The organism is Pelomonas caseinilytica, assembly GCF_021353235.1.
GTDB lineage: Bacteria > Pseudomonadota > Gammaproteobacteria > Burkholderiales > Burkholderiaceae_C > Pelomonas > Pelomonas caseinilytica.
In genome coordinates this window covers 86,121-104,445 of record NZ_JAJTWT010000010.1, presented here as the reverse complement: position 1 = coordinate 104,445, position 18,325 = coordinate 86,121, and the positions used below count along the sequence as shown (strand labels likewise).

The 18,325-nt window shown below is 69.7% G+C and carries 15 protein-coding genes; 6 read left to right on the top strand and 9 right to left on the bottom strand.

The annotated features are described in order from the left end of the window. Positions 1-21: 21 nt before the first annotated feature. A complete protein-coding gene (locus LXT12_RS20985) occupies positions 22-159 on the bottom strand; it encodes a hypothetical protein (RefSeq protein WP_233394249.1) in 138 nt (45 codons plus the stop codon). A gap of 277 nt (positions 160-436) precedes the next feature. On the opposite strand from LXT12_RS20985, the gene LXT12_RS20980 reads away from it, so the two are divergent. Next, positions 437-1,174 (top strand): FadR/GntR family transcriptional regulator, encoded by a 738-nt coding sequence (locus LXT12_RS20980; RefSeq protein ID WP_233394248.1) that lies wholly within the window; start codon positions 437-439, stop codon positions 1,172-1,174. Between the two features lie 47 nt (positions 1,175-1,221). Beyond that, positions 1,222-1,950 carry a FadR/GntR family transcriptional regulator gene (locus LXT12_RS20975; RefSeq protein ID WP_233394247.1) on the top strand — a complete coding sequence of 243 codons (729 nt, stop codon included), beginning with the start codon at positions 1,222-1,224 and terminating at the stop codon, positions 1,948-1,950. Here LXT12_RS20975 and LXT12_RS20970 read toward each other — a convergent pair. Next, positions 1,947-3,482 carry a tryptophan halogenase family protein gene (locus LXT12_RS20970; protein WP_233394246.1) on the bottom strand — a complete coding sequence of 512 codons (1,536 nt, stop codon included), beginning with the start codon at positions 3,480-3,482 and terminating at the stop codon, positions 1,947-1,949. The genes LXT12_RS20975 and LXT12_RS20970 overlap by 4 nt on opposite strands. Positions 3,483-3,714: 232 nt before the next feature. On the opposite strand from LXT12_RS20970, the gene LXT12_RS20965 reads away from it, so the two are divergent. The 4 genes from LXT12_RS20965 (at position 3,715) to LXT12_RS20950 (ending at position 11,145) form a co-directional block, all read left to right on the top strand. Then, complete coding sequence (locus LXT12_RS20965; protein ID WP_233394245.1) at positions 3,715-5,100, top strand: hypothetical protein; 1,386 nt, start codon at positions 3,715-3,717, stop codon at positions 5,098-5,100. A gap of 197 nt (positions 5,101-5,297) precedes the next feature. Further along, on the top strand, positions 5,298-8,399 hold the full coding sequence (locus tag LXT12_RS20960; protein ID WP_233394244.1) for a TonB-dependent receptor: 3,102 nt from the start codon (positions 5,298-5,300) through the stop codon (positions 8,397-8,399). Between the two features lie 145 nt (positions 8,400-8,544). Next, on the top strand, positions 8,545-10,017 hold the full coding sequence (locus LXT12_RS20955; RefSeq protein ID WP_233394243.1) for a tryptophan halogenase family protein: 1,473 nt from the start codon (positions 8,545-8,547) through the stop codon (positions 10,015-10,017). A 105-nt stretch (positions 10,018-10,122) separates the two neighbouring features. After that, on the top strand, positions 10,123-11,145 hold the full coding sequence (locus tag LXT12_RS20950) for a GAF domain-containing protein (protein ID WP_233394242.1): 1,023 nt from the start codon (positions 10,123-10,125) through the stop codon (positions 11,143-11,145). Here LXT12_RS20950 and LXT12_RS20945 read toward each other — a convergent pair. From LXT12_RS20945 to LXT12_RS20915, 7 genes are all read right to left on the bottom strand, one after another. Then, positions 11,142-12,338, bottom strand: a complete 1,197-nt coding sequence (locus LXT12_RS20945) for an alpha/beta hydrolase family protein (RefSeq protein WP_233394241.1) — start codon at positions 12,336-12,338, stop codon at positions 11,142-11,144. The two genes, LXT12_RS20950 and LXT12_RS20945, sit on opposite strands and share 4 nt — an antisense overlap. A gap of 8 nt (positions 12,339-12,346) precedes the next feature. Further along, entirely contained in the window at positions 12,347-13,852 is a 1,506-nt protein-coding gene (locus LXT12_RS20940) for a UxaA family hydrolase (RefSeq protein WP_233394240.1), read from the bottom strand. A gap of 143 nt (positions 13,853-13,995) precedes the next feature. Beyond that, positions 13,996-14,325, bottom strand: a complete 330-nt coding sequence (locus LXT12_RS20935; protein ID WP_233394239.1) for an L-rhamnose mutarotase — start codon at positions 14,323-14,325, stop codon at positions 13,996-13,998. A 14-nt stretch (positions 14,326-14,339) separates the two neighbouring features. Next, the gene (locus LXT12_RS20930; protein ID WP_233394238.1) at positions 14,340-15,458 is read right to left on the bottom strand and encodes a mannitol dehydrogenase family protein; all 1,119 of its coding nucleotides are present in this window, start codon (positions 15,456-15,458) and stop codon (positions 14,340-14,342) included. Further along, complete coding sequence (locus LXT12_RS20925) at positions 15,452-16,462, bottom strand: zinc-binding alcohol dehydrogenase family protein (RefSeq protein WP_233394237.1); 1,011 nt, start codon at positions 16,460-16,462, stop codon at positions 15,452-15,454. Before LXT12_RS20925 ends, LXT12_RS20930 begins: the two co-directional genes overlap by 7 nt. After that, positions 16,456-17,301 (bottom strand): amidohydrolase family protein, encoded by an 846-nt coding sequence (locus LXT12_RS20920; RefSeq protein ID WP_233394236.1) that lies wholly within the window; start codon positions 17,299-17,301, stop codon positions 16,456-16,458. The genes LXT12_RS20925 and LXT12_RS20920 overlap by 7 nt, the downstream gene beginning before the upstream one ends. Beyond that, the gene (locus LXT12_RS20915) at positions 17,301-18,323 is read right to left on the bottom strand and encodes an aldo/keto reductase (RefSeq protein WP_233394235.1); all 1,023 of its coding nucleotides are present in this window, start codon (positions 18,321-18,323) and stop codon (positions 17,301-17,303) included. The genes LXT12_RS20920 and LXT12_RS20915 overlap by 1 nt, the downstream gene beginning before the upstream one ends. Positions 18,324-18,325: the final 2 nt, after the last annotated feature.

Below are 18,325 nucleotides of genomic sequence, written 5' to 3'. Positions count from 1 at the left end.
GGCATGGGCGCGCAGGTCAGCTCAAATGGGGCGGCAGGCCCGCGGGGTGTCGCTTCGGCCGGCGTCGATGGCGGCCTGGCCGGGTTGCTGCGCGTCGGGCGTGAGGGCCAGCGCCTTCCAGGGAGGGGAATCGGCGACGGCTCGGCGTTGGACGATCACTGCAATGTCTCCTTGGGCTCTGGGCGGCCCTGCTTGTCGCCATGGTCGGCGCGTCCGGGCCGGTCATGGCAGCGTTGTCAGTACCGTCATCATGCCGTCAAAAACATGGCTGCCGGTCAAACCAATTTGGTCATGCCACTTTGCCATTCTATGAATTCGGTCTGACCAGTGATTACCCCGATATCCGTTTTGGCATGTTTGATGGGTAATCCGGTTATCACACCGGTGTTTGCGCTACCATCTGGTCAGTCCACTTCGTCCGAGAGAAGATCGCGGCATGCCTCCTACTCCCCACCGCACCGGCGACTCGCGCCGGCAATACCAACTGGTTGCCGACCGCATCCGCGCCCTCATCGAGGACGAGAAGCTGGCTCCGGGCTCGCGCCTGCCCGCGGAGCGCGAACTGTCGCTGCAATTGGGCGTGTCGCGCCCCTCGCTGCGCGAGGCCCTGATCGCCCTGGAAATCGACGGCCGCGTCGAGATCCGCGGGGGCTCGGGGGTCTACGTCTGCCCGACCCCGGCCGGCACCGGCGAGGCCGCCACCTCGGCCCTGGGCGAAAGCCCTGCCGAGCTGATGCAGGCGCGCGTCGTGCTCGAAGGCGCCATCATCACGCTGGCGGCGGCGCGGGTCACCAAGGCGGGGCTGCAGCGCGTCGAAGAGGCGCTGGCCGCCATGCGCGACGAACATGCCGGCGGCCGCAAGCCGGTGGAGGCGGACCGGCGTTTCCACCTCAGCATTGCGGAGCTGGCGGGCAACTCGGTGCTGGTGGACATGGTTGGCAACCTCTTCGACGGCCGTCACGGCCCCATCGCCGCGCGCATGAGCGGCCAGGTCGAGTCGACGCACACCTGGCAGGCCGCCCTCGGCGAGCACGAGGCCATCTATCGGGCGCTGGAGGCTCGCAATCCCCAGGCGGCCGCGGCGGCCATGTGCACGCACCTGCTGGCCTCCCACGATCGCTGGGCCGGAGAATCGGCGGACTCGGCGGGCAAGACGATCGTCGAGGCCTCGTGAGTTCGCCAGCCAAATCGGGGCGGTCGGCCTCCCAGGCGCCCGCCGACATGCCGTCGCCGCGCGGCCCGGAGGTCCGCCGCCAGTACCAGCTGAACGCGGACCGGGTCCGGGCGCTGATCGACGCCGAGGGTCTCACCCCGGGCTCGCGCCTGCCCGCGGAGCGGGACCTGGCGCAGCAGCTGGGCCTGTCCCGGCCGTCGCTGCGCGAGGCCTTGATCGCGCTGGAGATCGACGGCCGCGTCGAGATCCGCGGCGGCTCGGGCGTCTATGTCTGCGCGCCTCCCTCGGGCGGCGCAGGCGCCACGTCGGCGCTGGGCGACAGCCCGGCCGAGCTGATGCAGGCGCGCGTGGTGCTGGAGGGCGCCGTCATCGCCCTCGCCGCCGCGCGTGTCACTCCGGAGGGCCTGCAACGCGTCGGCGAGGCGCTGCAGGCCATGCGCGACGCCCATGCGCACGGCGTCAAGCCGGTGGACGCCGACCGGCGCTTTCACCTCAGCATCGCCGAGCTCACCGGCAACGCCATGCTGGCGAGCATGGTGGGCGCGCTTTTCGACGGCCGCCACGGCCCGCTCGCCGCGCGCATGAGCGGCCAGGTGGAAGCGTCGCCCGTGAACTGGCAGGTCGCGCTGGCCGAGCACGAGGCCATCTACCGGGCGCTGGAGGCTCGCAATCCACAGGCCGCCGCGGCGGCGCTGAGCAGCCATCTGCTCGCCTCGCACGGCCGCTGGGCCGGCGAGCCGGAGGACACCGTGGCCAGCGGCGCTCCGGCCGGTTAAGGCCTGGTCGAGACTGGCCCGCCGGACAGGCGGGCCAGGAAGTCGTCGTGCGAAGGCATGGCCGAGACGGCCCGCTGGATGGCCTCGCGCACGCCGAGCAGATGCCGCCTCACGCCCTCGGCATCGACCAGGTCGGCGTAGGGATCATGGCGCCGGGGCACGACGCCCAGGCCCAGCAGCAGCGACACCCAGGAGGGCTCGGCGAAGCCTTCGGGCTCCAGGATGGCCACCCGCCCACTCTGGCGGAACAGCTCGATCTGGTGGGCCAGGCCATCCGGAATGCTCATGGTGGCGCAGTAGCGCCAGAACTCGCTGTCGCGGCGCTCGCCGAGCGCGTAGTGCAGGATGATGAAGTCGCGCACCGACTCGTAGCGGTAGGCCATCTGGCGGTTGAACTCGTCGGCCAGCGTGGGTGCGAAATCCCGGTCGGGCAGCAGGGCCGTCAGGCGGCCAACCGCCTCCATGATGAGGTGGATGCTCGTGGACTCCAGCGGCTCCAGGAAGCCCGAGGACAGGCCGATGGCCACGACGTTCTTCACCCAGGCCCGCTTGCGCCGCCCGGCGACGAAGCGCTGCTGGCGGGGCTCGTCCAGCGCCTGGCCATCGAGACTGGCCAGCAGCAGCCGGGCCGCCTCGTCGTCGGCGAGATGGCTGCTGCTGTAGACCAGGCCGTTGCCGGTGCGGTGTTGCAGCGGGATGCGCCATTGCCAGCCGGCGCTGCGGGCCGTCGACGTGGTGTAGGGCGTCGTGCGCTCTGCACGGGCACAGGGCACGGCCAGGGCGCGGTCGCAGGGCAGCCAGTGGCTCCAGTCCTCGTAGGGTGAATTCATCGCGCCGCCGATCAGCAGGGCCCGGAAACCCGAGCAGTCGATGAAGAGGTCGCCCTCGATGCGGCGGCCGTCGCTCAGATGCAGGGCCGTGACGAAGCCGTTGTGCTCGGCGGTCTCGACACGGTCTATCGTCCCCTGCAGGTGCCGTGCGCCGTGCCGCACCGCGTAGTCGCGCAGGTAGGCGGCGTACAGCGTGGCGTCGAAGTGGTAGGCGAAGTCGAAGGCGTTGGCCGGCGCCGGCTCGCCCGGCTGGGGCGGCATGAACCGCTGGCTGCGCGCCATCATCGTGGCCGTCGACCATTCCTCGTAGGAGGGTAGGGCGGGGTCCAGCTCGCGCAGGCGCAGCCAGTAGGACCACAGCGGCCGCTGGTGGATGGCCGGGCCGAAGCCGCCGAAGCCGTGGAAGAAGCGGTGCCCGACCCGCCCCCAGTCGCGGAACTCGATGCCGAGCTTGAAGCTCGCCTGGGTCTTGCGGACGAAGTCGATCTCGTCGAGGCCCAGCATCTGGTTGTAGAAGCGGACGGTGGGCAGCGTCGCCTCGCCGACCCCCACCGTGCCGATGTCGGGCGATTCCACCAGGGTTACGGCGCAGGTGCCGGCGCCATCGCGCCCGCCGAGCATCCGAGCCAAGGGGGCCGCCGTGATCCAGCCGGCGCTGCCGCCGCCGACGATGACGATGTTGCGTAGGGCGTGACTTTGCATGCGATGAAACTCCATGAAACCCCCAATTGTTGTGGTCAAGCCACTTTGGTCTGACCAGGAGTTTGCCCTACTTCTGTTTGGTCATACCGCCGTCCTAAGATTTGCGTATCAGGGGTGTGCTGGCGCCTTGCCAGACCCTCAAAGCCCGTGGCTTGGCCTCTTTTTGGCCAGACCAGTCAATAAAACCAGGAGACAGAACGTGACGCAAAAGGTGTTTCGGCACGGAAGCAGGATGACAGCGCTGGCAGTGGGTGCCATGTTGGCCGCCTGCGGGGGCGGCGGGGGCGGCAGCGGCGGCAACTCCGAAGGCCGGCTGCAGGTCATCAACTTCAAGTACCCCGGCGGCGGCATGCTGCTGAGTGGCCCCACCACCTTGTCGGCCTCGGCCAGTTCGGGGCTGCCGGTCAGCTTCCGCAGCGGCACGCCCACAACCTGCACCGTGGCAGGCGACCAGCTGACCCTCGTCGCCGCGGGCGAGTGCCTGGTCATCGCCAGCCAAGCCGGCGGCGCGGGCACCGACGGCGTGAAATGGGCCGCGGCCGACGACACGAGCCAGCTGTTCAACGTGCTCAAGCACACGCAGGAGGTGAGCTTCACGCCGCCCGACTACGTGCTCAGTTCGGCGACGGCTTCGGTGCCGCTCAGCGCGACGGCGAGCTCGGGGCTGCCGGTCACGTTCTCGAGCGATACGCCCACGGTGTGCACGATCGACGGCAGCAACCTCAAGCTGCTGGGCAAGGGCTCATGCGCCGTGTCGGCGGCCCAGTCGGGCAACGACACCTATGCTGCGCAGACGACGCAGCGATTCATCGCCGTCGACCCGCTCGTTGTGGCGGACGGCTTTGCGCCTGGCAGCGGTCGCGGCTCGTCCAACGGACTGAGCACCAAGCAGGGCGGCGGCGTGACCGTCAATCCCTGGGGCAGCCCGCTGAATGCAGGCTGGGAATGGTGCGACGCCAACGCGGGCGGCGACTGGTGCTATCGCAGCGTCTCCGATGACGGCTCCTCGCTGACTTCCGCGCTGCACCTCCCGGACAGCAAATGGACGCCGGGCGGCTGGCAGTACAGCTTCAACCGCATCGAAATCTTCGCGCCGGGCGTGACGGGCTTCAATTCGTCCGGCGACACCACCGGCGGGCTGCAGGTGACCACGGAGAAGGCGCTGGGCTTCACGCTGGGCGTGAACGCCAACCTCTACACGGCCGCCAAGCCCATCGTCGTGCACCTGGACCTGGGCAAGCGAAACAACGGCTGCAACGTGACGCTGAGCACCCTGATCTGGGCCCCGGCGCCCGGGTTGATCAGCTACGCCGTGCCGCTGAGTAACTTCGCGGTCACCGACTCCTGCGGCTTGTCGGGCGTCACGACGGCGTCGCTGGACAACGACGTGCGCACGCTGCCCAACCCCTTCGACGGTTCCGGCCAGCCGACCAATGCCGCGGCATTCGCGGCGGCCCTGGACAAGTTCGCGGCGGCACGCACCTCGGCAACCACGCTGCTTCAGTCCTCCAACGTCGTCAGGGCGAGGTTCTATCTGATGGATGTCAACACGACGCTGAAGACCGACGGCATCTACGCCTCCGACCTGACGATCAAGGGCGCCATCACCATCCAGTAACCCCCGCCCGCGACGGACGGTGCGCGCGCATGAGGGGTCCCCGCATGGGTCGGGACAAGGGCGCGCACCGCCGGGGCCCCGACACGGGGTGCCGGGCAAGCGGTAGCGCCGAGATCGGCGCGCTGCAGCAGGACATATCAAAGGAAGACGGAGACACCATGAAGAAACAGTTCCGAACCACTGCGGTCCATCGCGGCATGGTTCACATGCTCCTACTGACGGCGGGTGGCGTCGCGGCAGCGCAGACGCAGGCCACCGACGACAAGAAGCCCGACAACCTGGAGACCGTGGTCGTGACCGGCCAGCGCGCTGCGCTCCAGACGGCGCAAAAGATCAAGCAGAACGCCGACGAGATCGTCGACTCCGTCGTTGCGGAAGAGGCGGGCAAGCTGCCGGACAAATCGATCACCGAGGTGCTGCAGCGCGTGGTGGGCGTGACGATGAACCGCAACCGCTCGCGCGGCGACCCGGAGCACTTCTCGGTCGAAGGCTCGGGCATCGCCGTGCGCGGCCTGACCTGGGGCTCGTCCAATCTGAACGGCCGCGAGATGTTCTCCGCCGGCTGGCCGGGGCGCGAGTTGAGCTGGGACGACGTGCCGCCCGAACTGATGGCCGGTGTCGACGTCTACAAGAACCCTTCGGCCGACCGCCTCGAAGGCGGCGTCAGCGGCCAGGTCGACCTGCGCACCTGGCTGCCTTTCGACTTCAAGACCACCAAGACCTTCGTCACGCTCAAGGCCAATTACGCCGAACTCGGCCGCAAGTGGTCGCCGGGCGCTTCCGGCCTCTACACCACCCAATGGGACACCGATTCGGGCAAGTGGGGCGTGCTGGTCGACCTCGCCTACAACCGCTCGACCTTCCTGAACCAGTCGCTGCAGGTCGGAGCCTTCTTCCCCCACACCGACGTGGCCGGCCGCGAAGGCATGACCAGCCTGGTGCCTGAATCCTCGTCGTGGCGCACGAACACCGGCGACACCAAGCGCCTGGGTGTCTATGCTGCACTGCAGTGGAAGAAGAACGACATGCAGTCGGCGCTGACCTATTTCGCCGCCGGCTCCAAGCAGAACGACACCGAGGCGGCGTTCTTTTCCTCCAACGAGGACCCGTACAAGAACGTGGTCACGAATGGCGTGTTCGACAGCCGCGGCGTCTTCCAGTCGGGAACGCTGTCGATGCCCATCGGCGGCCTGGGGGCCAACAAGTACCCCGAAGGCGGGCTGAAGTTCTCCACCAACCGCGCGTTCTCCGATCGCACCTCGCGCACCGGCGAGCTGGCGTGGAACTTCAAGTGGAAGATCAACGACCGCTGGGCGGTGCAGAACGACATGCAGTGGGTGCATTCCACCTACGACAGCCTGTCGGCCAACGTCTACCTGAACACCTTCGTGCCCAGCATGAACGTCGACCTCAGCGGCGGCGGCCCGGTGAGGATCACCTTCGACGACTTGGCGACCTCGCGGCTCGCCGACCCCGGCAACTACTACTGGGATTCATCGTTCGCGATGCAGAGCAAAGCCAAGGCCGACCTCTACGCGTGGAAGGCCGACGCCAGCTACAAGTTCGAGGACAACCCGGTGCTGCGCGAGCTGCGCTTCGGTGTGCGCCTGAGCAGCCGCAGTTCCACGACACAGAACGCGGGCGGTAACGGCTACAACGCCATCGCCTATCCCTGGGAGGTCAGGAAGACTTCCGTGGCGGGGCAACTGCCGAGCGCGACCGATCCCGAGAGCTGGCAGTCCCGCGCCAGCCTGGGCTACCTGAGCGACCCCAGGTACGGCAACCTCGCGCCGGTCGACGTGAACACCTTCGGCAACTTCTACAGCGGACTGATCCCCGGCCTGCCGAACGTCGTCTTCCCCTCGCTGGCGATCGCCCGGGACTACCCGAATGGCTACAAGACCCTGTCGGAGACGGTGGCCTATCAACAGTGCGTGGACAGCTCTCAACTGCCCTGGGGCACCTCGAAGGCCGCCTGCGACGCCACCGGTCCCAACACCTGGAAGAGCAACCATACCTTCACGCCGCTGGGCTACGACGACGACCCGAAGAACATCGGCCGCCACAGCGAGGACACGCAGGCGATCTACGGCTCGCTGCGCTTCGGCTTCGAGGACTTGCCGCTGCCGGTGGAAGGCAGCGTCGGCCTGCGCGTCGTGCGCTCCAAGGCCGTGGCGCACGGCTACGAGATCTTCAAGCCCGACTACAACGCCCAGACGCCACCCGACCTCCCGCGCTTCGACGCGTTCGCTCGGCCCATCGACAAGGATCATTCCTACACCAAGGGCCTGCCGTCGCTGAACGTGAAGGTGAACTTCACCGACCAGTTGCAGGCCCGAGTGGCCTTGGCCAAGTCGATCTACCGCCCGGGCTTTGGCGACTTGCGCGAGTACGTGACGCTGTCGCAAACCTACGACCAGAACAACAAGACCGCCACCTACAAGGGTGAAAACCAGGGCAACGCCAAGTTGAAGCCGATCACGGCGAACAACGCCGACCTGTCGCTGGAGTGGTATCCGCAGTCTGGCCAGTCGATCACCGGCGCCGTCTTCTACAAGGATGTCAAGGACATCATCATGAAGAGCGTCTACACGCGGACCTACAACAGCGTCGGTGGCAATCCGCAGACCTTCGCGATCACCGGACCGGACAACGTGGCGAGCGGCAAGATCAAGGGCGTGGAACTGGCGGGCCAGACCTACCTGGACAAGATCCCCGGCCTGAAGGACGTCCTGCCTGAGTGGGCCAAGGGCTTTGGCGTCCAGGCGAACTACACCTACATCGACGGCAAGCAGAAGCTGTACCGCGACTTCGCTCTGCAGTATTGCCCCGCCGGCAATGCGGTGACCAACGCCAGCCTGTTCATCTACGGCTGCGACACCAACGGCATGCCGTTCACGAATCTGCCGTTGCCCGAGCTGTCGCGTGGCGCCTTCAACCTCGGACTGATGTACGACAAGGGGCCGCTGTCGGCTCGCCTGGCCTACAACTGGCGCAGCCGCTACCTGCAGGCGGTCAATGCCAACAGCACTCAGGGCACGAATGCGACCAGCGCCGACCCGGCGCGCGCCGGTGCCCGCGACGTGGGCTGGGGCTTGCCGGTGTGGATGGAAGCTGGCGGCCAGTGGGACGCCGGCTTGAACTACGCCTTCAGTGACGGCTTGAAGTTGTCGTTCAACGTCACGAACCTGACCGCCGTGGTGAAGCGCCAGACCCAGCAGCAGACCGCCGGTCCCATGCCCCGCCAGTGGTTCAATCCGGGTCGCAGCTACGACATGAATGTCCGCTACGAGTTCTGATCGACACCGCGGGGCATGAACCCCACATAGGGCAAGCCGGTCATGAGGGCATTCCCTCTGACCGGCTTTTCACCTGTAAGGGAACCATGACCAGCATCTGAAGCCGTGGCGACTGAAGGCCAGCTTCCCGTTTGAAAGAATCATCATGTCGCAGAAGTACGACCGCATCGTCGTCGTCGGAGGCGGCAGCGCCGGCTGGATGACGGCCGCCGCCCTGGCCACGGGGCTCAGGGGCCGCGCCAGCATCGAGGTCGTCGAGTCCGAGGAGATCGGCATCGTCGGCGTCGGCGAGGCGACCTTCCCGTCCATCCGCCAGTACAACCAGATCATCGGCATCGACGAGGCCGAGTTCCTGCGCGCCACCAACGGCACCTACAAGCTCGGCATCCGCTTCTGCGACTGGCTGGAGGTCGGCAAGGACTACTTCCACACCTTCGGCCACTTCGGCAACCTGTTCGGCTCGCAGACGCTGTGGGCCCAGCACCGGCGCATGGGCCTGGCCGAGCCGCTGGGCACCCAATGCGTGCCCACCGTCATGGCGATGAAGGGCCGCTTCGCGCTGCCCAACGAGCAGGCGCAGTTCAAGTACGCCTACCACTTCGACGCCGTGCAGTACGCCGCCTTCCTGCGCAGGTTGGCGCAACAGCGCGGCGTGCGGCACACCCAGGGACGCATCGTCGACGTGATCCGCCGTGCCGACGGCGGCGTCGCTGCCGTGCAACTGGATGACGGCCGGCGCATCGAGGGCGACCTGTTCATCGACTGCTCGGGCTTTCACTCGCTGCTGCTGGGCAAGACGCTGGCCGAGCCCTTCGTCGACTTCAGCCACTGGCTGCCGGTCGACGGCGCCTGGGCCTGCCCCTGCGAGCGCAGCACCGAGGAGATCACGCCCTACACGATGGCCACGGCGCTGGAAGGCGGCTGGGCCTGGCGCATCCCGCTGCAGAGCCGCACCGGGCATGGCCACGTGTTCTCCAGCCGCTTCATCGACGTGGACCGTGCGCGCGACCAGCTGCTGGCGCGACTGGACGGCAAGCCCGTGGCCGAGCCGCGGCTGCTGCGCTTCACCACCGGGCATCGCCAGCGCTTCTGGGTCAACAACGTCATCGCCATCGGCCTGTCGTCGGGCTTCCTGGAGCCGCTGGAGTCCACCAGCATCTACCTGATCCAGGATGGCATCGGCCGCCTGATGACGATGCTGACCGAAGGACGCCCGCTGGACGAGGATGCCCGCGCGTTGTTCAACGAGGGCTCGTCGCGGCGCTTCGCGCGCATCCGCGACTTCATCATCCTGCACTACTGCCTCACGCGGCGGCGGGACAGCGAGCTCTGGCGCCACGTGTCGAGCATGGCGCTGCCCGAGACGCTGGCCTACCGCATCGAGCTGTGGCGGCGTTACGGCGTGCTGCACGAGTACGACGAGGAAGGCTTCGACGCCACCAGCTGGCTGGCCATCCACGCGGGCATGGAGCACTGGCCGGAGCGCGACGATCCCGTCTTCGCCGAGATCCCGGCCGAGCGCGCGCTGCGGGCCCTGCTGGCGCGGCGCGACGGCATCGCCGCCTCGGTGGAGCGCATGCCGCTGCACCACCAGCTGCTGGGACAGGTGTTGCGCTGAGCGTTGCGCCTCGCATGGCCGGCGGCCTCGTAAGGAGCCGCCATCGCTCCCATAACGGGCCAGAATGCGCATAAGTGTTGCGGGTCATTCTGGCGAGGAGGGAACATGCTGGGCGCCATGGCGGCCGTGGTCATTGCGGGCGGCTTTGCCGGCCTGCTGTGGCTGCTGCTCAGGCAGCGGCAGCTGGGCCGCGCGGCGCGCGCCCGGGCCGAGCGCCTGTCCGGATTCCTGCTGACGCTGTCGCGGGCCAACCGCGCGGTGCTGCGCATCGACGACGAGACCGCGCTCTGGCGCGAGGCCTGCCGGCTTTGCGTCGAGACGGGCCATGCCGTTCTGGCCTGCGTCTACGTCGTCGACGGCACGCTGGCCCGGCGAGGTGCGACGGCCGGCCCGGCCGCGAAGGTGCTGGAGAACGTGCCCGACCCGCTGGACCTGACGCACCCGGAGGTGCAGGCCAGCTACACCTGCCGCGCGTTGCGTGAAGGACGCCGCTTCGTCAGCAATGACTACGTGCTCGACCCCCTCGCCGGCCGCTGGCGCAGCGAGGCCGTCGCCCAGGGCGTGCGGGCCATCGCCTGGCTGCCGCTGCGGCGCGCCGGTGCGGTGGGCGCCGTGCTGATGCTGTGCGCCCCCCAGCCCGGCTTCTTCGACGGCGAGCTGCTGGCGCTGCTGGACGAACTCGGCGACGACCTGTCCTTCGCGCTCGACAACATCGACGCCCGGCGGGCCCAGCAGGCGGCGCAGCAGGAGATCGCCGCCGGGCGGGACCGCTTCAGCGCACTCTTCTTCGGTGCGCCGCTGCCCATGGCCATCATCTCCATCCGGGAGCGCCGCATCATCGAGGTCAACCAGGCCTTGTGCGCGCTCTACGGCCTGGACCGGGCCGAGCTTCTGGGCTCCACCACCGCCTCGCACGCCTACGGCATCCTGCCGGAGGACCGCGAGCGCTTCTACGCCATGCTCGCGAAGGAGGGGAAGGTCAGCAACCTGACCTTGCGGATCCGGGACGTGCAGGGCGAGCTGCGCGAGGCCGTGCTCAACGCGGTGCGCATGCCCTATCTCGGCGAGGAATGCGTCCTCGTGACCAGCATGGAGCTGGGTCGGCGCGCCCCTGGCGACCGCACTTAAGACTCGGCCGGCTGCAGCCGCATGCGCCCGAGGGCCTGGGGACCCGCCGGATTGGCGCCCGGGCGCAGCAGGGCGCGGGCCGCGGCGTCGCCGCGCAGATGGGCGTTGAAGAAGACCGCTTCCCAGCCGTTCGTCTCGGCGTTGGCCGCCTCGTCGAAACCGTGGGTCTGCCCCTTCATCTCCACCACCCAGGCGGGGCCGCCCACGGCGCGCGCGGCGGCCAGCACATCGGCGGCCGGCACGTTGCGGTCCAGCTCGCCGCTGACGGCGAACCAGGGCCGCTCGACGGATGACAGGCCGGCGAAGTCGAAGCCAAAGTTCCAGAAATCCAGCGTCGCACCCGGCGGCAGCCCCATGGCCTGCGCTGCGGCCCGGCCGAAGCCGGCGAAAGGCACCGTCCCGAACCCGGCCTTGATGCGCTCGTCGGCCAGGCTGCGGCCGGGTCGGGCGGGGTTGGAGCCCCCCATCAGCGTGAGCACGGTCAGGCCGCCGGCGCTGCTGCCGGTGGCGCCGATGCGGGAGGCGTCGACGTGGTCGGCGTAATGCGGGTGGGCCAGGACATGGTCCAGCGCCGCGCGAACGGCCAGGGTGCGCAGGGCCACCGATTCGCCGAAGCCCGGCGTGCGCCCGTCGCCGTGGTAGACGTCGACCACCACATAGCCGTGCGAGGCGAGGTGCTGGAGCTTCCACAGATGCCACAGCCCGTGGGTGTTCTGGCCACCGGAGTGGATGACCAACGGATAGCGCGCCTTCTCGTCGGCGAAGAGAGGGACCTCGCCGGGACGCTGCATGTGCGGCAGCCGGTACCAGCCATGCTCCTCCGGGAAGGTGTAGTCGGGACGCGGGTTGGTGCTGGGCGTCGGGTAGAGCACCGTCAGGACCACCGGCAGGCTGCGGCCGGCCAGGCGCCCTGCGCCGGGCCAGTCCTCGGGCACCTTCACGTCGACGACCAGCGTCGCTTGGCGATCGGTGATCAATTGGTCCAGGTAGAGCGAACCCTGGGGCTGCCAGCGGCCGATGAGGTAGTGCTCCGTCGGCGCCCCGGTGGCCGCTTCGGCCTGCATGCAGCTGCTGGCCACCGCGTAGGGCCCGAAGCCGGTCGTCCAGGTGGCGGCGCCGGCGGCCCGCGCCAGGGGCGCCAGCAACATGCCGGCCAGGAGCTGGCGGCGCCGGCAGTGGGCGGTCGGCGTCATCGTCGTCCTCACATCACGGCGCCGAGTTGCCAGGGCACGAACTCGTTGTCGCCCAAGCCATGCTCCTCGCTGCGGGTCGGGCGGCCGGAGGCGGTGTCCAGCATCAGGCGGAACAGGGCCTCGCCCGCCTCGGCCACGCTCTGGCGGCCATCGACGATGGTGCCGGCGTTGAAGTCCATGTCCAGGTTCATGCGCTCGAACAGCGGGGTATTCGTCGCCAGCTTCAGCGAGGGCGTGGGCTTGCAGCCGTAGGTCGAGCCGCGTCCGGTCGTGAAGCAGATCAGGTTGGCGCCGCCGGCCACCTGGCCCGTGGCCGAGACGGGGTCGTAGCCCGGTGTGTCCATGAACACCAGGCCCGGGTCGCGCACCGGCTGGGCGTACTCCAGCACCGCGTTCAGCGGGCTGCTGCCGCCCTTGGCGACGGCGCCCAGGGACTTCTCCAGGATGGTGGTGATGCCGCCCGCCTTGTTGCCCGGCGAGGGGTTGTTGTCCAGCTCGGCGCCGTTGCGGGCCGCGTAGGCCTCCCACCAGCGCAGGCGTTCGAGCAGGCGCTCGGCCACTTCCGGCCGGGCGGCACGGGCCAGCAGCAGGTGCTCGGCGCCGTAGATCTCGGGCGTTTCCGACAGGATGGCCGTGCCGCCCTGGGCGACGAGCAGGTCCACGGCGGCGCCCAGGGCCGGGTTGGCGCTGATGCCGGAATAACCGTCCGAGCCCCCGCACTGCAGGCCCACGACGAGCCTGGAAGCGGGCAGGGGGGTCCGGCGTGCCTTGCCGGCTTCGGCCGCCAGCTGTCGCACCAGGGCCTGGCCGCGCTCGATGGCCTCGCGTGTGCCGCCTTCGCCCTGGATGGTCAGGGCGTGCACCCGTCCGCCGGTCTCCATGCCCTCCAGCAGGGTGCCGACCTGGTTCACCTCGCAACCCAGGCCGATCACGACGACGGCGGCGAAGTTGGGGTGGGCGGCATAGCCGCGCAGCGTGCGGCGCAGCAGGGCCAGGCCTTCGCCGTCGCTCATGCCGCAGCCGCTGCCGTGGGTGATGGCGACGACGCCGTCCACGCCCGGCACGGCCATGCCCTCGAAGCTGCGGGCGATGGCCTTGCAGACGGTGGCCGAGCAGTTCACCGATGACAGCACGCCGATGTAGTTGCGCGTGCCGACGCGGCCATCGGCGCGCAGAAAGCCTTCGAAGGTGGCGGCCTGGGCGGGTGTGGTTCCGGCGCTGTCGACGGCATCCGGCGCCTGGGCCGGCAGCGACTGGGCCATCGAGAGGTTGTGCCCATGCACGTGCTCGCCCGCCGCGACGGCGCGGCTGGCCACGCCGATGGGCTGGCCATACTTCAGTACCACCGCGCCTGCCGCGATGGGCGCCAGCGCGATCTTGTGGCCGGCGGGGATGGCGTTGAGCGCCACCAGCGTCCCGCCGCTCAGGGCCACGGCAGCGCCCTCCGCGATCGCGACGCGCGCCACGGCGACCTGGTCGCGGGGGTGGAGCTGGATCAGTGCTTGTTGAAGCATTTCAGTCGTCCGAGGAGGGGCAAAAGAACGCAGCCACAGAGGCACAGAGACACAGAGGCAGCAGGATGAAGCTCCCTCTGTGCCTCTGTGCCTCTGTGGCTTTGTTTGGGCTTCACTTCCAGCCCTGAATGAGGCCGGGGGCCTCAATCCACATGGAAGACGCACTCCATGGACGCCCAGTGCTCGCCGGGTGCGCGGCTTTCCAGCGGCAGCTGGCAGGGGCCGCAGAAGGTCCACCAGCGGCGCGTCTCGGGGTCGGCGGCGATGGCCGCCATGTCGGCCTCGAAGTCGCTGCCGTGGTATTCCCAGTAGCCGAACAGCAGGTTCTCCGGCTCGCGCAGGAAGATGCTGTAGTTGCGGATGTGGGACTGCGCCAGGCGCTCCAGCACCGCCGGCCAGACGGCCGCGTGCAGGCGCTTGTACTCGGCGATGTGGTCCGGCGCGATGCCGATGACCATGCCCATGCGTTGCATTCGGTTCTCCTCGTTCAGCGCGCGGCCAGCGCGGCGCGCAGCAGCGGCTGGGCCAGCGTCGGCACCCGGTCTTGCGCCAGGTCGACGACCGGCTGCAGCCGCCGCAGCTTTTTCTGCGCATGGTTCTGCGCGATGTCGGCCAGGCGGTGGGCCAGGAAGGGGTTGAGCAGGCGGTCGCGCAGCTCGACCAGGTAGGCCCTCGCGGCCTCCCCCTGTCCCAGCGCGTCGAATACCGGCAGCACTTCCTGCTGCCAGGCCTGCTCCAGCGGCTCGCGCAGAGCCGGGGTCTGCATGGCCTGCAACACCGTCATGTCGGCGGCCAGGCCGTCGCGCAGCCAGAGCTCGGCCAGCAGCGTGTGGCCGAGGTTGAGCAGGAAGAGCTTGAGGCGCTCGTAGCTGGCCAGGTCATCGGTCAGCACGATGGCCGGATGCCGGCAGGGCAGTTGCAAGCCCGGCTGGACCTCGATGGCCCAGAGCGCATAGGGCTCGGCGACGGCGCCGGCCGGCTCCAGGGCCTCGGAGACGATGCGGTCCACCAGGGAGTTGGCCCAGACCACATGGCCGCTCAGCCAGTCGACAAAGGCCGGCGCACAGCCCCAGTCGCGGGCCAGGCCGGTGACGATGTCGCGCAGGGCATCGCCGTTGCGCGAGACCAGCTCGCAGGGCAGCAGGGTCAACTCGGCGGCCGGCTGGGCCCGCCAGCGGTCGTGCAGCAGCACGAGCAGACGTGCGGGGAAGGAAGCCGGCGCGGGTGTGCCCTCGGCCAGCAGCACGGCGGCGTCCTGGGGCGCGAGCACCCAGCCGCTGTCGCCCGTGTTGGAGACGATGAGCTGCACCGGGCCACGTATGCGCTCACGCAGGGCGGCCCAGTCCTGGCGGGCATGCAGGACCTCCCGCACCGAGCGGCAGGTCTTGCGCATCTCCACCGGGCGGCCGTCGCTCAGGCCACGGACGACGACTTCGTAGCCATCGGCCAGGGCCTGGGCGCGGCGCGTGCTGGCCGGGTTGTCGGTGCCCTGCACGACGGTGATGCCGCCCAGGGCGTCCTCGCCCTCGTCGACGAAGAGGTCCACGTGCGCCTGCAGGAAGCGGCTGGTGCCGAACTGCAGGATGGGATGTCCACCGTTCAGCATTCGACCAGGGCTTTGATCACGCCCGCGCCCGGGTCGAGCAGGCGGGGGAAGCCGGTCGGCACGTCGGCCAGGGCCAGGCGGTGCGTGGCCAGGGCGGCATCGGGCACCCGGCCTTCGCGCATGGCCCGCATCACGGTCTCGAAGTCCTCGATCGTCGCGTTGCGGCTGCCCAGCAGCGTCGCCTCGCGCTTGTGGAACTCCGGGTCGGAGAAGGACAGCTCGCCCTGCACGATGGACACGAGCACGTAGCGCCCGCCATGGGCGATGAAGCGAAACCCCCGCTCCATGGCCTGGCGGTTGCCGGTGGCGTCGAAGACCAGGTCGAAGAACTCGCCGCCGGTCTGGCGCGACAGCTCGGCCTCGTCGCCATCGCCCAGGGCCACGATGCTGTCGGCGCCGAGGTGATCGCGGGCGAAGGCCAGGCGATCCTTGCGGCCGTCGATGGCGGTCACCGCCGCGCCGCGCAGTTTGGCGAACAGCATGACGCCCAGGCCGATGGGGCCGGCGCCGACGACGAGCACGCGCTGGCCCGGCCGGACCTCCCCGCGGCGCACCGCATGGGCGCCGATGGCCAGGAACTCGAGCATGGCCGCCTGGTCCAGCGTGATGCCGTCGGCCCTGCCGACGAAGCGCCGGGGCACGCTGAGGTATTCGGTGAAGGCGCCGTCGCGATGCACGCCGAGCACCTGGATGCGCGTGCAGCAGTTGGTCTTGCCCTGGCGGCAGGCGATGCACTCACCGCAGGACAGATAGGGCATGACGTAGACCGCATCGCCGGGTTGGAGGCCGCTGCCGGCGTCCGCCTCCTCGACGAGGCCGGAAAGCTCATGGCCCATCACGCGGGGGTAGGCCAGGTAGGGCTGGTGGCCGGTGAAGATGTGCAGGTCGGTGCCGCAGACGCCGACGCGCTTGACGCGCAGCAGCACCTCGCCGGGCAGGCGCGTGGGGCGGGGCCGGTCGAGGGCGACGAGATGGCCGGGGGATTCGCAGGTGACGGTCAGCATGGAGCGAGGTGATAGAGGCGAGCGGCATTGCCCCCGAAGAGCGCACGTAGGTCGTCCGGCTGGGGAAGTGGATGGAGTCGGCGGGCCAGGTCGTGGGCCAGGCGCCACCAGGCGGCGTAGTCGGCGGCCAGTTCGAGCACGGGCCAGTCGCTGCCCCAGAGCAGGCGCCGCGGGCCGAACAGCGCCCACAGGGCCTGCACATAGGGCAGCAGGGCCTCGGCATCGCGGCGTTCGCCGGCCTCGGTCAGCAGGCCCGAGACTTTGCAGTGCACCTGGGGCATGGCGGCCAGCGCGGCCATGTCGCTGAGCCAGGGCTCGATCTCACCGCGGGCGATGAAGGGCTTGGCGCCGTGGTCGATGACCAGGGACAGCTCGGGATGGCGATGCGCGAAACGCGCCAGGGCGCGCAACTGGCGCGGCAGCACCAGGGCGTCGAAGACCAGGCCGTGGCGCTGCATGGCCCGGGCCGCGGCGTCGCAGGCCGGGTCGGCGATCCAGTCGTCGTCCGGCAGGTCCTGCAGCATGGGCCGCAGGCCCTTGAGCCGCGGATGCCGCGCCAGGGCCTCGATCTGCCCGGCGGCGTCCGGCGCCTTGAAGTCCACCCAGCCGACGACGCCGAGCACCCAGGGCGTGGCGTCGGCGACGGACAGCATCCAGTGCGTGTCGGCGACGCTGGGCAGGGACTGCACGAGCACGGTGGCGTCGATGCCGGCGGCGCGCAGATGCGGCGCCAGGTCCGCCGGGCCGAAGTCGCGATGGATGGCCTCCAGCGACGCGGGGGGCCATTGGCCCTGGCGGTCAGCCAGGCGCCAGAAATGCTGGTGGGCGTCGACCTTCATCAGCCCTCCTTGAAGCTGCCCGTGGGCAGCGGCGCGTCGGGGTGGACGAGGCCACGGGCACGCAGGGCCGGCCAGAGCTCGGCCGGCAGCGGGCGCCGCACCCAGCCGGCATTGGCGCGCACCTGCTCGGGCGAGCGCATGCCCACCAGCACGCTGGCGACGGCGGGGTGGGCCAGGGGGAAGGCCAGGGCCGCGGCCTCCAGCGGGACCTCGAACTCGGCGCAGGCCGCCGCCAGCGAGCGGGCGCGGGCCATGACCTCGGGCGGCACGCTGCCGTAGTTGTACTTGGCCTGCCCGGCGAGCAGGCCGGAGTTGAAGGGGCCGCCGATGATGACGCCCACGCCGGCCGCGGCGCAGCGGTCCAGGAAGGGCAGGGCGCCTTGTTCGAGCAGGGTGTAGCGGCCGGCCAGCAGCACGCAGTCCAGCGGCGCGGCGGCGAGGGCCTCCTGTGCGACCTCCCATTCGTTGACGCCCAGGCCAATGGCACGCACCAGGCCCTGGCTGCGCAGTTCCTCCAGCGCGCGAAAGCCGCCGCCCTCGGTCAGGGCCCGCCAGTGGACCGCGTGCTGCTCGCCATGCGTCAGGCGGCCGATGTCGTGCACCAGGAGGATGTCGATGCGCTGCACGCCCAGGCGCAGCAGGCTGTCCTCGAAGGAGCGCATGACGCCGGCGTGGCTGTAGTCGTAGACCGGCCGGAAGGGCAGGGGATCGGCCCAGCCGTCGCTGCCGCATTGCACGCCGTGGTCGTGCACCATCAGCCGGCCAACCTTGGTGGACAGCAGGTAGGCGGCGCGGCGCCGCCCCTCGAGAAAGGCGCCGACGCGGCGTTCGCTGCGGGTGTAGCCGTAGAAGGGCGCCGTGTCGATGAAGCGCAGATCCTCGTCCCAGGCCGCCTGCAACGTGGCCGCGGCGGTCGCGCCGTCGACGCGGTCATACAGCCCGGCCAGCGCCGCGGCACCCAGGCCCAGGGTGCTCAGGCGCAGGCCGGTGCGGCCCAGGGGACGGCTGGCGAACTTGTTCATGC

Excerpts from the sequence above, each read along its gene's own strand:
- LXT12_RS20965 (WP_233394245.1), top strand. The coding sequence starts at position 3,715 with ATGACAGCGCTGGCAGTGGGTGCCATGTTGGCCGCCTGCGGGGGCGGC.
- LXT12_RS20930 (WP_233394238.1), bottom strand. The coding sequence starts at position 15,458 with ATGCTGAACGGTGGACATCCCATCCTGCAGTTCGGCACCAGCCGCTTC.
- LXT12_RS20945 (WP_233394241.1), bottom strand. The coding sequence starts at position 12,338 with ATGACGCCGACCGCCCACTGCCGGCGCCGCCAGCTCCTGGCCGGCATG.
- LXT12_RS20955 (WP_233394243.1), top strand. The coding sequence starts at position 8,545 with ATGTCGCAGAAGTACGACCGCATCGTCGTCGTCGGAGGCGGCAGCGCC.
- LXT12_RS20970 (WP_233394246.1), bottom strand. The coding sequence starts at position 3,482 with ATGCAAAGTCACGCCCTACGCAACATCGTCATCGTCGGCGGCGGCAGC.
- LXT12_RS20960 (WP_233394244.1), top strand. The coding sequence starts at position 5,298 with ATGGTTCACATGCTCCTACTGACGGCGGGTGGCGTCGCGGCAGCGCAG.
- LXT12_RS20935 (WP_233394239.1), bottom strand. The coding sequence starts at position 14,325 with ATGCAACGCATGGGCATGGTCATCGGCATCGCGCCGGACCACATCGCC.
- LXT12_RS20940 (WP_233394240.1), bottom strand. The coding sequence starts at position 13,852 with ATGCTTCAACAAGCACTGATCCAGCTCCACCCCCGCGACCAGGTCGCC.
- LXT12_RS20980 (WP_233394248.1), top strand. The coding sequence starts at position 437 with ATGCCTCCTACTCCCCACCGCACCGGCGACTCGCGCCGGCAATACCAA.
- LXT12_RS20975 (WP_233394247.1), top strand. The coding sequence starts at position 1,222 with ATGCCGTCGCCGCGCGGCCCGGAGGTCCGCCGCCAGTACCAGCTGAAC.
- LXT12_RS20920 (WP_233394236.1), bottom strand. The coding sequence starts at position 17,301 with ATGAAGGTCGACGCCCACCAGCATTTCTGGCGCCTGGCTGACCGCCAG.
- LXT12_RS20915 (WP_233394235.1), bottom strand. The coding sequence starts at position 18,323 with ATGAACAAGTTCGCCAGCCGTCCCCTGGGCCGCACCGGCCTGCGCCTG.
- LXT12_RS20950 (WP_233394242.1), top strand. The coding sequence starts at position 10,123 with ATGCTGGGCGCCATGGCGGCCGTGGTCATTGCGGGCGGCTTTGCCGGC.
- LXT12_RS20925 (WP_233394237.1), bottom strand. The coding sequence starts at position 16,462 with ATGCTGACCGTCACCTGCGAATCCCCCGGCCATCTCGTCGCCCTCGAC.